Consider the following 13947-nt stretch of genomic DNA (forward strand, 5'->3'; position numbering starts at 1 on the left):
TGACCGCCCACGTACGTAACCAGCATCACAGCCCCACAAGAAAAAATCAAGCATGCGTGCTTGTTAATAGCGCCGGCGCTCCTCATCCGTCCACCCGCGCCGTACCCGCCAAGATGGACCCATGTCCTCCGACGTCACGGTAGTCCTCCTCGTCGCCTTGACCGGCTTCCTCCTCGGCGGCGCCTTCACCACCTGGAAGAACGTCCGCCCCCTCGCGATCGGCCTCGGCGTCTGCGCCGTCCTGGCGGCGATCGGCGCCATCGTCTGGCTGCTGTGAGGGCAACCCGCCGAGAGGGCTCAGCGCAGCTTGCCGAAGAACTCCCGCACATCCCGAACGAACAGATCCGGCGCCTCCATGGCCGCGAAATGGCCGCCGCGGTCGAAATGCGACCACTGCACCACGGTGTTCTGCTTCTCCGCGATACCGCGGATCGTCCTGCCGCCCGGGAATACCGCCACCCCGGTCGGCACCCCGGAATCGGGCAATTCGGCGCCCCACTGCTCTGATTCCTTGTACAGCCGCAGCGACGATCCGGCGGTATTGGTGAGCCAGAGGATCGCGAGGTTGGTCAGCAGCATGTCCCTGTCCATGGATTCCTCGGGCAGCGTTTTGGACGGGTCGATATAGCTGCGCACCACATCCACGATCCAGGCCAGCATGCCCGCCGGGGAATCGCTCAGCGCCGGCGCGAGGGTCTGCGGACGAGTGGAGTGGATGGCCGCGTAACCGGAGGTCTGCGAAGACGACCAGTCCCGCAACTCCCGCAGCCTCGCCCGATCGTCCTCGCTGTAACCGGCGCCGTCGTCGTCCCGGGCCGGAATGGTGATCGGGTCGTTGAGATGCACCCCGATCACCTGTTCGGTCGCGATACGGCCGACCTGCGGCGCGATGAACGACCCCGCGTCACCGCCCTGCAGGCCGTAGCGCCGATAGTCCAGGCGTCGCATCAGGGTCACGATCCGTTCGGCGCTGCGCTCGGTGGCGGCCGCGCCGGGTGTCCGCGTCGGACCCGAGAAGCCGATACCGGGCAGAGTCGGTATCACCAGGTGGAACGCGTCGGCCGGATCCGCGCCGTGGGAGCGCGGATTCGCAAGCGGGCCGATGACCTCGGTGAAATCGGTGAACGGCCAGCCCTGCACGAGCACCAGCGGTACGGCGTCCGGTTCGGGTGAGCGAACGTGCACGAAGTGCATCCGCTCCCCGTCGATTTCCGTGACGAACTGCTCGTACGCATTGCGCGCGGCCTCGTGTGCGCGCCAGTCGTAGCGGGTTCGCCAGTACTCGGCGAATTCGCGCACATAACCAGTCGGTATGCCATGGCTCCAACCGACATCGGGCAGTTCGTCCGGCCAGCGGGTAGCGGCCAGCCGGGTGTTCAAGTCGTCGATGGCGGATTGCGGGATGGCGATTCGGAAGGGCTCGATGCTCGTCATGCCGCCGAAGTTAAGCACTCCTCAGGACATTTCCGTCCTCAATCGAACAGATCCGCTCGAGACAGCAACTGCTCACGCGTCACCGTGAGCGCGAACGGCGGTACGCCGGGCGCATCCGCCCCCGGAAGGACCGCCCGCTCGGGCGCATCGACGACGAGCAGGTCGAGGGCGGCCCGACCGCCGGGGCCGTCGGGATGGGCGTGCAACCAGACGAAACCATGTTCGGCCGACTCGATGGTCCGCGGCAGGACCTTCACCAGTTCGGTGGCCGTCTCCTCCGCGAGACCGCTCAGATCGATCCGGGCCTGAAGCGCGCGCAGCGACGGCCAGGCCGCGGCGAAACCGGGATGCAATGGATGGCGCTCCACCTCGCGCTCCGGCACCCACGCCAATGCGGTGCTCTCCTGGTTGGCGCTGGTCGGCAATGGTGTGGCGGCATCGGCGACCACGGTGGTGTACGTCCAACCACTGGGTGCGGTGGCGGTCAGCCGCTCGGCCCGCACCTGTACGTCGTCGGCCGCGATACCGGCTTCCTCTTCGGCCTCACGGACAGCGGTGTGCACCGCTGTCTCGTCACTGTCCCGCGCTCCACCGGGCAGTGCCCATGTTCCGCCTTGATGGCTCCAGAGGGCACGGTGCTGCAGCAGCACCGCCGACCCACCGCCTTCCAGCGGCGCACGCAGCAGCAACCCCGCCGCACCGAACCGACCCCAGTGCCGCACCCCTCCCGGGCTCAGCGCCCAGCCGTCACCATCACCGCGCATCTCGTACCGTCCTCGTCAACCGACCCCATCCCATCCTGCCGCAAACCGGACAGCAGATGGCGTGGTGGTGCGGGAGGATAACGTCGGAATACACCGTCGAAGCGCGCGACGGGGCATAACCGAATACGCTCGACACAGCGCACACGGCGCCCCGAGCGGGGAGGTGGACATGACGCGGGTGGCAGCGGATCGGGTGGCGGTCGAACCCGAGTCGACGGCCGGCCCTGAACCGTCGAGCAGGACCGGGCAACTATTTCCGCTACGCCCTCGCGTGGCGACGGTCCGGGAACGACTCGCAATCGGTCGGTTACGGTCGTTCGCGCAGTCGTCGCCGGGACGGCTCATCGGTATCGGCCTACTTCTGGTCGGCCTGTGCCTGGCGGCCGGAGTGGTGAGCGCGGCCTCGGTGAACGACCGGCAGCACGGTCTGGACCTCCTGCTCACCGATATCGAACCGGATGCCAATGCGGCACACCACCTCTACACCTCGCTGTCGGTCGCCGACGCCGCCGCCAGTACGGCCTTCATCTCCGGCGGCCTGGAACCGCAGGCCGTGCGCGACCGATACAGCCAGGCCATGGGCGAGGGCGCGGCGGAACTGGTGCGGCTGTCCGGCAACGACGGCGAGGATCTACGGCAGCGCATGGGGATCGCCGCCGGACTGCCGGTCTACTCCGGACTCGTGGAAACCGCCCGGGCGAACAACCGCGCCGGACATCCCGTGGGCGCCGCCTACTTGAGCGAGGCGTCCAACCAGATGCAGACCGTTCTGCTGCCGATGGCCGAACAACTGCACCAGCGGCGTGCCGCCGCGGTGGACGACGCCCAACGCCACCAGATTCGGCCGCCCTGGCTCGCATTCCTGTTGCTGCTCGCGGCCCTGGGCACGCTGATCTGGGCACAGATCCTGCTGGCCCGACACTGGCACCGGACCTTCAACCCCGGACTGCTGCTGGCATCCGGGGCGATGCTGATCCTATTGGCCTGGACGGTGTTCGCGGGCGCCATCGCGGCGGCGTCCATGGCCGGTGCGCGCGCCGACGACGCGGTCCTGTCGGCCCGGCTCATCGAGAGCCGAATCCTGGCCCAGCAGGCGCGCTCGGCGGAAACGCTGAAGCTGGTGCGCCGCGATACCTCCGGCGATTACGATCGCACCTTCGACGCCAACATCACCAGACTGAACGAATTGCTGTCCGAACACGACGACCCCGCGTCCACCACCGCCCGCTCGGCGCTGGACCGGTGGCTCGGTGCGCACCGGCGCATGAACGACGCCCTGAACCGGGGAGATTTCGCCCGCGCCGCCACATCGGCCACCGGTCCCGGCGCGGTGAACGCCACCATCCATGTCGAGGAATTGGATCAGGCGCTCGGCCAGGGAATCTCCGAGGCGCGTGACACCTTGCGCGACAAGATCTCCCGAAGTGCCCGAGTCTTCGACTATCTGGCGCCCGGAGCGGCGATCCTCGGTATCGCCGCCGCAGGCTACATCGTATTCGGTATCTGGCCCAGACTGCGGGAGTACCAATGACCGCCGCGCATACACCGACACCGCGAATACCGGCACGCCCCTCACGAACCCGCGTCTCGCGGACCCTGTTCGCACTCACCGCGGTAATGCTGTTGGGCGGCTGCGCCACCGGGCCGGACCCCGGCGAAGACCCGGGACACCTCAGCTATACCGAACCTCCGCTACCGGCACAGGCGATTCCGGTGGACAAGGACGATCCGCTGTCCGGCCCCGGCGACTCCGAGTGCGGTGACCCCACCGCCAGTCTGCGGCCCATCGCCGATCCGCGCGGGCTCAATCTGGACGCCATCCGGGCCCGGGGACGACTGGTGGTCGGATTGGACGCGGGCAGTAACCTGTTCAGCTTCCGCGATCCGGTCAGCGGTGTGATCGTCGGCTTCGACGCCGATATCGCCCGCGAGGTGGCCCGCGATCTCTTCGGCAATCCCGATCTGATCGAATACCGCAGCCTCGGTTCGGAGGACCGGGAACGGGCACTGGTCAACCGCACGGTCGATATGGTCGTCAAGACCATGAGTATCACCTGCGAACGGCGGGAGAAGGTGACGTTCTCCACCGTCTACCTGCACGCGCACCAGCGGGTGCTGGCGGTGAAGGACTCCGGTATCCGTGGTTTCGGCGACCTGGCGGGCAAGCGGGTCTGCACGGTACGCGGCACCACCTCGCTGGAACATATTCACCGTATCCAACCCGAGGCGGAGGTGCTCACCGTCCCCACCTGGGCCGACTGCCTCGTCGTCCTACAGCAGCGGCAGGTGGACGCCGTCAGTACCGACGACGCGATCCTGGCCGGTCTGGCCGTGCAGGACCCCTACACCGAGTTGGTCGGTCCGAGTATCAGCGTGGAGCCGTACGGAATCGGCATCCCCATGGGGCACGACGATGTGGTGCGGTTCGTGAACGGCACCCTCGACCGTATCCGCGCCGACGGCACCTGGAACCGCCTCTACAACCGCTGGCTGTCGCTACTGGGGAACTCGCCCGGACCTCCGCCGCCGACCTATCGGGATTGACCTCGTGTCGGCGGAAGAACTCGGGCGCTCGCCCACGGACTCCGGAGATTCCCCGGATCCGCGGGTCTCGTCCGACGCCGTCCACGAATCCGACGATACGGCCGATCCGCGGACCGCGGCCGGGCAAGCGACCCGACGCACACCGACCGCCGGAATCGACGGCGGCCGCCGAACGGATTCCGGCCGCAGAGCGCGGGCGGCGCCGTTGGACGGCCCGGGAACCGCCGCGGTCGCCGGAACGGCGGCGATGCCGGGTACCACGGCGACACCCGACGCGACGGCGGCCGGTTCGCGGCCGGGAACATCGCAGCGGGGCTCGATGCCGTCGATGCGGACCACGGGCCGCAGCACCCGCACCGTCCGCGCCCGTCCCGCGGTCCGGACCCTGGGTGAGGGACTGGTCGAGATCCCCACCGTCGATCCCGTCGATCCGAGTGCCGCCGTCCTGACCGATCCGGTGGTTGCCGAAAGCAAGCGATCCTGCTGGCGCTGCGGTAATCCCGTCGGGCGCGCCGGCACTACCGGAGCGGCCACCACCAGCGGATACTGCGGAAAATGCGGTGCTTTCTACGATTTCCGCCCCGCACTGGAGCCGGGCGATATGGTGGCCGGCCAGTATGAGGTCCAGGGCTGTCTCGCACACGGCGGCCTGGGCTGGATCTATCTGGCGATCGACCGCAATGTCAGCGACCGCTGGGTGGTGCTCAAAGGGCTACTGCATTCCGGGGACGCCGAGGCACGCGCGGTCGCGGTGGCCGAACGCGAATTCCTCGCCGAGGTGGCCCATCCCACCATTGTCAAAATCCACAATTTCGTCGAGCACCGCGACCGCGACGGCGAGCCGATCGGCTTCATCGTCATGGAATATGTCGGCGGCCGCTCGCTGCGGAAACTGCTCGACGCGCATCCGCGTCCCGAGCGGATGCCGGTCCCCGAGGCCATCGCCTACATACTGGAGATCCTGCCCGCCCTGGACTATCTGCACTCCACCGGGCTCTCCTACAACGACCTCAAACCCGACAACGTGATGGTGACCGAGGACCAGGTCAAGCTTATCGACCTCGGCGCGGTCGCTCCCATCGAGGCCTACGGGAACCTGTACGGAACCAAGGGCTTCCAGGCTCCCGAGATCGCCGATACCGGTCCCACGGTCGCCTCCGATATCTACACCGTGGGCCGCACCCTCGCCGTGCTGACCCTGAATATGCCCACCGACCGCGGGCACTATCTGGATGGTCTCCCCGATCCGGGGCAGGAGCCGGTTCTGGCCCGCTACGAGTACTTCCACCGATTGCTGGTGCGCGCGACCGACCCCGACCCGCGGCGACGCTTCCCCTCCGCCCGCGCCATGGCCGCGCAACTGTCCGGGGTGCTGCGGGAAATCCTGGCCCAGGACAGCGGCGTCGAACATCCCCAATCGTCCACGGTATTCGGGCGGCAGCGCAGGACATACGGCACCGACGAGCCGATCACGCAGATCGATGCGCTCGCCGACGGTATCGCGCGCAGTCCCCTGCTGAATGCCGCAGCTATCGCCGCGGCGCTACCGCTGCCCCTGATCGACCCGGGCAATCCGGCCGCCACGATTCTGGCCGGCACCGGCCACCCCGACCCGGACCACGCGTTGGAGGAACTGCGCGCGGCCCGCGAACGTGCCGAAGCCGACCCCGATTCCGTGCCCGACACCCTGGCACTAGAGATTCGGCTGGCCGAGGCCCGGATCCGCTTGGACCGCGGCGACACCGACGCCGCCACCGAGTTGCCGGCCGCGATCCCGGATGCCGATCCGCGGGATTGGCGTATCGACTGGTACTCCGGCCTGGCCGCGCTGTGGCGACGGGACTACGAGAACGCTTACAGCGCCTTCGACGCCGTGCTGTGGGCGCTGCCCGGCGAGATCGCGCCCAAACTCGCCCTCGCCGGTACCGCGGAACTCGTCCTGCAGCAGGGGGATACCGACGAGCCTGAGGTCTGGCGCGGTCACGCCGAGCGGTTTTACGCGACCGTCTGGCGCACCGACCGCAGCGTGGTGAGCGCGGCCTTCGGCCTGTCCCGACAGCTCGCCGCTGCCGGACGGGTCGACGAGGCGGTCGGCGCCCTGGACGAGGTGCCATCGACCTCGCGGTACTTCACCACCGCCCGAATGACGGCCATCCTGCTGCTGCTCACCTCGGCCCCCGTCGCCGGTCTCCCCGAAGCCACCCTGCACGACGCCGCGGCCAGAACCGCGGCCCTTCCCGCCGAGGAACGCCGAACGATACAGCTGCGCGTCATGGTCCTCGGCAGCGCTCTCGCCTGGCTGCGGGCGGGCAACACACCGCGACGCCCCCGCACCGGCCTGCTCGGCAGCGGCTTCACCGAACGCGACCTGCGCGACGGCGCCGAAGCCGGCCTGCGCACCCTCGCTCGGATGGCCCCGGACCGCCGCCACCGCTACAAGCTGGTGGACCTGGCCAATTACATCCGCGCCACCACCTGGTTCTGAGCCGGGAGTCCGCGCCGGTTCAGTCGGCTTCCAACAGCGCGGTTTTCAGCTCGCGGGCAGCGGCTTCCGGATCATCGGCCGCGGCGATCGCGCGGACCACGACCACACGGGTAGCTCCCGCCGCGAGGACCTCCGGCAGCGTGCCGTGGTCGATACCGCCGATGGCGAACCACGGACGGGTCGGTCGGGAGTCGGCAGTGGCCCGGACCAGCTCCAGACCGGCGGCCGGACGGCCCGGCTTGGTGGGGGTGGCCCAGACCGGGCCGGTGCAGAAGTAGTCGATGTTCTCGTCGACGGCGGCCGGGCCGGCCTGGGAACGGTCGTGGGTGGAGCGGCCGATCACCACGTCCGGGCCCAGGATACGGCGGGCGTACCAGGGCGGCAGGTCCTCTTGCCCCAGGTGCAGCACGTCGGCTCCGGCGGCCAGTGCCAGATCGGCGCGGTCGTTCACCGCGAACAGGGCGCCGTACCGGCGCGCGGCGGCCTTGAGTTCGGCGAGCGCTCCGAGTTCGGCCTTCGCCTCCAGCGGTCCGAACTTCGCCTCCCCCGGGGAGCCCTTGTCGCGAAGCTGGATGATATCCACTCCGCCGGCCAGCGCGGCCTCGGCGAACTCGGCGAGGTCGCCCTTCTCCCGGCGGGCATCGGTGCACAGGTACAGACGCGCGGTGGCCAACCGGTCTCGCGGCGGCAGCGCTCGGCGGGCGTGGGACGGTTGCACGCCTATGACCGTAGCCGCGCTACCGTGGGGAAGCGAGCAGGAGGTGGACCAACAGTGCGGACGCTGGCAGTCGTGGGCGGTGGTGCCATCGGGCTCGCAGTGGCGTGGTGCGCCGCCGAGAACGGGTGGGCGGTGACGCTCTACGACCCCGAGGTGGGCTCGGGCGCCTCCTGGGTGGCCGGGGGGATGCTGGCCCCGCTGTCGGAAGGCTGGCCCGGTGAAGACGCCGTCCTGGCGTTCGGGGCCGCCGCGCTGGCGCGCTGGCCGCGGTTCGGCGCACGTATCGAGGCCGCGACCGGAATCCGGGTGTTCGTCGCGAACGAGACACTGACCGTGGCGCAGGACACCGCCGACGCCGCCGACCTGCGTACGGTCGCCGAATGGGTGGGCGGCCACGGCCACGATATGCGCGTTCTCGACCGGGCGGGGGTACGCGCCCTCGAACCGGCGCTGGCCCGTACCGTCCGGGCCGGTCTGCTCGCCCCCGCCGAACCCGCCGTGGACAACCGGCTGCTGGTCACCGCGCTGCGGACCGCCGCGGTCGCGGCCGGAGTGACGCTGCGCGCGGAGTCGGTGTGCCAACTCGAGGAGCTGCCGCACGAACAGGTGGTATTGGCCGCGGGCGCGTTCTCGGCGCGGCTGTGGCCGGACCTGCCGGTACGTCCGGTGAAGGGGGAGATTCTGCGCCTGCGGCACCGGCCCGGCGCCCAACCACCGCCCACCCGGGTGATCCGGGCGCGGGTGCACGGCCGACCCGTGTACTTCGTACCCCGCGCGGAGGGGATCGTGGTGGGCGCGACCCAGTACGAGGCCGGGTTCGACACCGCCGTGACCGTTGCCGGTGTGCGTGATCTGATCGCCGACGCCGAGACGATTCTGCCCGGTATCGGCGAATACGAGTTGGCCGAGACGAACGCCGGTTCCCGACCCGCCACCCCGGACAATCTGCCGCTCATCGGCCGGCTGACCGATCGGGTGGTGGCCGCCACCGGGCACGGTCGCAACGGCATGCTGACCGTCGCGCTCACCGCCGAGGCCGTGCTCGCCGAACTGGCCGATCGACCCCTGGCCGCGGCCCGGGTCGCCGACCCCCATCGCTTCTCGACGTCATCGGCCACACATGCTCGGTCCACGGCCTGTCCCGAACCCGGAGCGACCGAGCGCGGAAGCGATGACCCGGGACAGCAGGGGGTCACCAACCCGCCCGTGCGAACGCGCGGGCAATTGGACACAGGAGGAGTTCGATGACCGCGTCGTCGGTACCGGTGGGTGTCACCGTGAACGGGCACGACCACGAATTCGCCGCACCTCTCACGGTGCGCGAACTGCTCGAACGGCTGGAGTTGCCCTGTCAAGGGGTGGCGCTGGCGGTGAACGGTGCGGTGTTCCCGAAATCCCGCTGGGACGAGCAGGTCGAGCGGGGCTGGGAGATCGATGTGCTGACGGCGGTTCAGGGTGGCTGAGCAGCGGCTCGAGATCGCGGGCAGACAGTTCGGCTCCCGGCTCATCATGGGCACGGGCGGGGCGGAGAATCTCGCCGTCCTGGAGGACGCGCTGGTGGCGTCCGGTACCGAACTGACCACGGTCGCCATGCGCCGGGTGGACGCCGCGGGTGGTACGGGGGTGCTCGACCTGTTGAAACGGCTGGATATCGCCCCCCTCCCCAATACCGCGGGCTGTCGGACCGCCGCGGAGGCGGTGCTCACCGCGCGCCTGGCGGCCGAGGCCCTGGACACCAACTGGGTGAAGCTGGAGGTGGTGGCCGACGAGCGCACCCTGCTGCCCGACCCGGTCGAACTGCTCGACGCCGCCGAGCAGCTGGTGGACGCGGGTTTCGTGGTCCTGCCCTACACCAATGACGATCCGGTGTTGGCCCGGCGCCTCGAGGACGCCGGTTGTGCGGCGGTGATGCCATTGGGCGCGCCGATCGGCACCGGTCTCGGTATCGGCAATCCGCACAATATCGAGATGATCGTGGCCCGCGCGCAGGTCCCGGTGATCCTCGACGCCGGTATCGGCACCGCCAGCGACGCCGCGCTCGCCATGGAGCTCGGCTGTTCGGCGGTACTGCTGGCCACCGCGGTGACCCGGGCCCGCGAACCGGCGCTGATGGCCGCGGCCATGGCGGACGCGGTGCGCGCGGGGTATCGGGCGCGAGTCGCGGGCCGTATTCCGAAGCGGTTCTGGGCGCAGGCGTCGTCCCCGCAGCGGTAAGGGTGTCCCCTGGCCTTCGGTCCCACCGCTGTCGGGGTCGGATCATCCTCGAGGATGACCGGCGACAAGACCACCGAGCGACGCGCCGCCGACGGTGATACGGCATGCTGTGCTCATGATCGAGCTGAAGGGCCTGACCAAACATTACGGGCAGACCGTCGCGGTTCAGGATCTGACCTTCACCGTGCGCCCCGGACAGGTGACAGGTTTCCTCGGGCCGAACGGCGCCGGTAAGTCCACCACTATGCGGATGATCCTCGGACTGGACAAACCCACGGCCGGTACCGCCTTGATCGGCGGCATGCCGTATCGGCAGTTGAAGCATCCGCTTCGCGAGGTGGGCGCCCTGCTGGACGCGAAATGGGTGCATCCGAACCGTTCCGCCCGGGCCCATCTGCAGTGGATGGCGGCCTCCAACGGCATCCCGAAATCGCGGGTGGAGGAGGTACTGCGGCTGGTCGGCCTGTCGGAGGTGGCGGGCAAGAAGGCGGGCGGATTCTCCCTGGGGATGTCCCAGCGGCTCGGCCTGGCCGGTGCGCTGCTCGGTGATCCGAAGGTACTGCTGTTCGACGAGCCGGTCAACGGCCTGGACCCGGAGGGCATCCTGTGGATCCGCCGGTTCATGCAGCGACTGGCCGCCGAGGGCCGCACCGTGCTGGTGTCCAGTCACCTACTGTCGGAGATGGCACAGACCGCCGAGCACCTGGTGGTGATCGGACGGGGACGGCTGATCTCCGATTCCACCACCAAGGAGTTCATCGCCCGCGCGTCCGAGGCGTCGGTGCGGGTGCGCAGCCCGCAGTTGGACCAGCTGCGCAGCCTGCTCACCTCCAATGGGATGACCGTCCGGGAGGACGGCACCGACACCGACGGCTCGGCGATCGTGGTGACCGGTGTGACCAGCGACGCGGTCGGCAAGCTGGCCGGCGCCAACGACATCACCCTGTTCGAGCTCGCGCCCATGCACGCCTCACTGGAGGAGGCGTTCATGCGAATGACCGGTGGCGAGGTCCAGTACCACGGACAAACCGAGACACTCCCGGATCGGATGGACCGGGACGAGGCAATGGGAGGTGCGCTGTGATGGGCGTGCTGGCGGCGGAACGTATCAAACTCACCTCGACCAAGTCGCCGTGGTGGTGTTCGGCGGTCGTGGTGGCCCTCGCGCTCGGCTTCGCCGCTCTCATGGCGTTCATCACACGGATCGCGGCCGACCAGCCCGAGGCGAACGCCCCGGCACTGACGGTCGACACGGCCTTCCTCGGCCTCAGCGGTTTCGGGATGATGGTTCTGATGATCCTGGCCACCCTGACCGTGACGAGCGAATACCGCTTCGGCATCATCCGGACGACCTTTCAGGCGATGCCGAACCGTTCGCTCGTCCTGATCGCCAAGGCGGGCCTGATCGGCGTGTTCGGGGCCGTACTCACCACTGTGCTCGCCTTCGGGGCATTCGCGGTGGCGAAGGCGGTCGGCGGCGATATGGCCGGCTCGCTGGTGTTCGAAGGGAACTGGCGGGCCGTCTACGCCATCCCTATCATGGCCGTACTCCATGTGATGCTGGCCATCGGTGTCGGCGCGCTGGTGCGGCAGTCGGCGGCGGCCATCTCGCTGCTGGTGCTGTGGCCGCTCATCATCGAACCGCTCGTCGGCGTACTCGGCAGCGTGGGCCGCGATATCAGCGCCTTCCTGCCGTTCCAGAACGCCGGTCGTTTCCTGACCATGGACCAGTCGTCCATGGTGATGGTGGACTGGCATTGGGGAGTGTGGGGCAGCCTGTTCTACTTCATCGGTTTCACCGTTGTGGTTTTCGGTGCCGCGCTATACGTGGTGAACGTGCGCGACGCCTGAGAAGACAACCCGAGCCGCTTTCCCTCGCCACTCGGGTTGCCGGTGAGGCGACCTTGTCGGAAGGTCGGTCCACCCCTCGCACCGTCGGTCACTGCCCGGCCGACGGGGCGCACGCCGGCCCGGCGCGTGGTGCGCGCCGGGCCGGTGGCGGTTCTCACATTCCGCATCGGACCCGGTCGGGCGGGGGAGACCCGGGTTCGCACATGAACGTCGCATTAACTGTAACGGCCAGTTGTCTTTTCGAGCCGAACGCCGACTAGCATCGAAACGGCACCACACGTTAACCGATCGGCGGGCCCAATGGTGTGGCCGCACCCGTCCGATAGAGAGGTGACAGGTGGCGATCATCGGCACTCCTCCCACGTCGAAAGCGCTGAGATACGCTCATGGCGTGAACGATAAAGCTTCCGGCCGTGCTGCCCCCGCACCGGAGCCGGAAGTCGATGAATCCGAGTCCCACTCCATCGATATCGCCGGTACGGTCGATGCCGCGGCCCTCGAATCCGATGAGATTCCGGTAATAGAGCTGCGGCCCGTCCCGGAGACCGAGGGCACGGCAGGACACCACGATTCCCGCTCGTATATCGGTCGTCCACTGTCGGCGCTGGTCAAAAAAGCGAACGAACACGCGGACGTGATCGGCGTCCTGCGCAGGGCGCGCGAACAACTACCCGGCGACCCGTCCTTCGGTGATCCGCTGTCCGTCTCCGGTCCCGGCGGTGCCCGCGCCGTCGCCCGCGCGGCGGACAAATTGGTCGGTGGTACGCCCAGCGCGGCCCGCGAGATCGGCTTCGGTGCCCTCCAGGTGTGGCAGGCGTTCCTGGAGCGTCTCGGCCGCGGTAAGGGCGAACAAGAGATGACCGTGATGTTCACCGACCTGGTCGCCTTTTCCGGCTGGTCGCTCACCGCGGGCGACGAGGCCACCCTTGCGCTGCTGCGCCGGGTTGCCGGGGCGATCGAACCCCCCATCGGCGAACACGGCGGTCATCTCGTCAAACGAATGGGTGACGGTGCCATGGCGGTATTCTGCTCGGCAGACGATGCCGTCCACGCGGCCGTCGCCGCCAAGCGCAACCTGGCCGATATCTGTGTCGACGATTACCGGCCCCGTATGCGCATCGGTCTGCACACCGGTTCCCCCCGGGAAATCGGCGGCGACTGGCTGGGTGTCGACGTCACCATCGCCGCCCGTGTCATGGAGGCAGGCGGCAACGGCCGCACCATGATCTCCGAGGCCACCCTGGACGCGTTGTCCCCGGAAACCTTGACCGACCTGGGGTATACGGTGCGCCCCTTGCGCCGGAGCTTCTTCAGCGCTCCACTCAACGGTGTTCCCGAGGATCTGCGCATCTACCGGCTCACCGCCGGCTGACCGCATCACCGAGCGGGACCGACCCTCCCGAGTGCGAGCCGGTTGCGGAATTCCGTGACCTGCCGGGGCAGATCCCTCACATGTCCCCCGAGCCGGCAGATGATCGAACGGCCGCAGTCACGATCGCCGTTCGAAGGAGGAGTCATCGACCTCACCGTGCTCACCGGCGCTGCCGTGCTGATCGCCGGTGTCCTGTCCGTATTCGCTCCGCCGGCCGCAGCGGACGGGCCGGCCCCCGCGCCCATTCCCGCTCCACCCGCGAGCGCCGCATGGCCGCCCATCGAGGATTGCGGCCGGTACTTCTGCCCGTGTCCGGACGTCTTCCGGCTGCCCACCGAACCCGATGCCTGGGGGAGCCGCCATATGCTGCTGTTCGGCAGCCCGTACGGGCGGGGCGATATCGTCTGCCACTACGACCGGACGAACGGATTCCTGGACGCGTGGCAGAAAGGCATCGACGGCTACCATCAGCTGTACAACGTGCAGACACTGTCCAGTGCGCAGACGGGCAGAGTATACCTGTGGAATCCGGTGGGTGTCCGCGAGAACCTTTGAGCCGCCACAG

At 68.8% G+C, this 13947-nt stretch carries 14 protein-coding genes; 11 read left to right on the forward strand and 3 right to left on the reverse strand.

Annotated elements, in window-relative coordinates; translation table 11 throughout:
* Nucleotides 1-121 precede the first annotated feature (121 nt).
* On the forward strand, nt 122-277 hold the full coding sequence (locus tag ON20_RS37465) for a CG2302 family histidine operon protein (RefSeq protein WP_169332370.1): 156 nt from the start codon (nt 122-124) through the stop codon (nt 275-277).
* A 20-nt stretch (nt 278-297) separates the two neighbouring features.
* Here ON20_RS37465 and ON20_RS23890 read toward each other — a convergent pair whose 3' ends face one another.
* Both ON20_RS23890 and ON20_RS23895 read right to left on the reverse strand, forming a co-directional pair.
* Entirely contained in the window at nt 298-1434 is a 1137-nt protein-coding gene (locus tag ON20_RS23890) for an epoxide hydrolase family protein (protein ID WP_040838736.1), read from the reverse strand.
* A 38-nt stretch (nt 1435-1472) separates the two neighbouring features.
* Nucleotides 1473-2198, reverse strand: a complete 726-nt coding sequence (locus ON20_RS23895; protein WP_040838738.1) for an NUDIX domain-containing protein — start codon at nt 2196-2198, stop codon at nt 1473-1475.
* A gap of 169 nt (nt 2199-2367) precedes the next feature.
* On the opposite strand from ON20_RS23895, the gene ON20_RS23900 reads away from it, so the two are divergent.
* From ON20_RS23900 to ON20_RS23910, 3 genes are all read left to right on the forward strand, one after another.
* Nucleotides 2368-3729, forward strand: coding sequence for a GlnX family signal transduction membrane protein (locus ON20_RS23900; protein ID WP_040838949.1), 1362 nt, complete (start codon nt 2368-2370; stop codon nt 3727-3729).
* Between the two features lie 86 nt (nt 3730-3815).
* A complete protein-coding gene (locus ON20_RS23905; protein ID WP_051163225.1) occupies nt 3816-4742 on the forward strand; it encodes a glutamate ABC transporter substrate-binding protein in 927 nt (308 codons plus the stop codon).
* A gap of 4 nt (nt 4743-4746) precedes the next feature.
* Nucleotides 4747-7227 carry a serine/threonine-protein kinase gene (locus tag ON20_RS23910; RefSeq protein WP_281032897.1) on the forward strand — a complete coding sequence of 827 codons (2481 nt, stop codon included), beginning with the start codon at nt 4747-4749 and terminating at the stop codon, nt 7225-7227.
* Between the two features lie 19 nt (nt 7228-7246).
* Here the strand turns inward: ON20_RS23910 and thiE are convergent, their stop codons facing one another.
* Entirely contained in the window at nt 7247-7945 is a 699-nt protein-coding gene (thiE, locus tag ON20_RS23915) for a thiamine phosphate synthase (RefSeq protein WP_040838740.1), read from the reverse strand.
* A 54-nt stretch (nt 7946-7999) separates the two neighbouring features.
* On the opposite strand from thiE, the gene thiO reads away from it, so the two are divergent.
* The 7 genes from thiO to ON20_RS23950 all read left to right on the forward strand — a co-directional run bounded on the left by thiO (nt 8000) and on the right by ON20_RS23950 (nt 13937).
* Nucleotides 8000-9193 (forward strand): glycine oxidase ThiO, encoded by a 1194-nt coding sequence (gene thiO, locus ON20_RS23920; RefSeq protein WP_174361926.1) that lies wholly within the window; start codon nt 8000-8002, stop codon nt 9191-9193.
* Nucleotides 9190-9408: a sulfur carrier protein ThiS gene (gene thiS, locus ON20_RS23925; RefSeq protein WP_040838742.1), complete on the forward strand. Its 219-nt coding sequence runs from the start codon at nt 9190-9192 to the stop codon at nt 9406-9408. Before thiO ends, thiS begins: the two co-directional genes overlap by 4 nt.
* Nucleotides 9401-10159 (forward strand): thiazole synthase, encoded by a 759-nt coding sequence (locus tag ON20_RS23930; protein WP_040838744.1) that lies wholly within the window; start codon nt 9401-9403, stop codon nt 10157-10159. Before thiS ends, ON20_RS23930 begins: the two co-directional genes overlap by 8 nt.
* A gap of 115 nt (nt 10160-10274) precedes the next feature.
* Complete coding sequence (locus ON20_RS23935; protein ID WP_040838958.1) at nt 10275-11243, forward strand: ABC transporter ATP-binding protein; 969 nt, start codon at nt 10275-10277, stop codon at nt 11241-11243.
* Nucleotides 11243-12010, forward strand: a complete 768-nt coding sequence (locus ON20_RS23940; protein WP_040838746.1) for an ABC transporter permease — start codon at nt 11243-11245, stop codon at nt 12008-12010. The genes ON20_RS23935 and ON20_RS23940 overlap by 1 nt, the downstream gene beginning before the upstream one ends.
* Before the next feature lie 583 nt (nt 12011-12593).
* The gene (locus tag ON20_RS23945; protein ID WP_086009060.1) at nt 12594-13382 is read left to right on the forward strand and encodes an adenylate/guanylate cyclase domain-containing protein; all 789 of its coding nucleotides are present in this window, start codon (nt 12594-12596) and stop codon (nt 13380-13382) included.
* A 99-nt stretch (nt 13383-13481) separates the two neighbouring features.
* On the forward strand, nt 13482-13937 hold the full coding sequence (locus tag ON20_RS23950) for a hypothetical protein (RefSeq protein WP_040838747.1): 456 nt from the start codon (nt 13482-13484) through the stop codon (nt 13935-13937).
* The last annotated feature ends 10 nt before the right edge of the window (nt 13938-13947 follow it).

This window comes from Nocardia brevicatena NBRC 12119 (assembly GCF_000308495.1).
Classification (GTDB): Bacteria; Actinomycetota; Actinomycetes; order Mycobacteriales; family Mycobacteriaceae; genus Nocardia; species Nocardia brevicatena.

What these genes read in the sequence shown, in the direction of transcription:
- ON20_RS37465 (WP_169332370.1), top strand. Translation starts at nt 122, where the DNA reads ATGTCCTCCGACGTCACGGTAGTCCTCCTCGTCGCCTTGACCGGCTTC.
- ON20_RS23890 (WP_040838736.1), bottom strand. Translation starts at nt 1,434, where the DNA reads ATGACGAGCATCGAGCCCTTCCGAATCGCCATCCCGCAATCCGCCATC.
- ON20_RS23895 (WP_040838738.1), bottom strand. Translation starts at nt 2,198, where the DNA reads ATGCGCGGTGATGGTGACGGCTGGGCGCTGAGCCCGGGAGGGGTGCGG.
- ON20_RS23900 (WP_040838949.1), top strand. Translation starts at nt 2,368, where the DNA reads ATGACGCGGGTGGCAGCGGATCGGGTGGCGGTCGAACCCGAGTCGACG.
- ON20_RS23905 (WP_051163225.1), top strand. Translation starts at nt 3,816, where the DNA reads ATGCTGTTGGGCGGCTGCGCCACCGGGCCGGACCCCGGCGAAGACCCG.
- thiS (WP_040838742.1), top strand. Translation starts at nt 9,190, where the DNA reads ATGACCGCGTCGTCGGTACCGGTGGGTGTCACCGTGAACGGGCACGAC.
- ON20_RS23935 (WP_040838958.1), top strand. Translation starts at nt 10,275, where the DNA reads ATGATCGAGCTGAAGGGCCTGACCAAACATTACGGGCAGACCGTCGCG.
- ON20_RS23940 (WP_040838746.1), top strand. Translation starts at nt 11,243, where the DNA reads ATGGGCGTGCTGGCGGCGGAACGTATCAAACTCACCTCGACCAAGTCG.
- ON20_RS23950 (WP_040838747.1), top strand. Translation starts at nt 13,482, where the DNA reads ATGATCGAACGGCCGCAGTCACGATCGCCGTTCGAAGGAGGAGTCATC.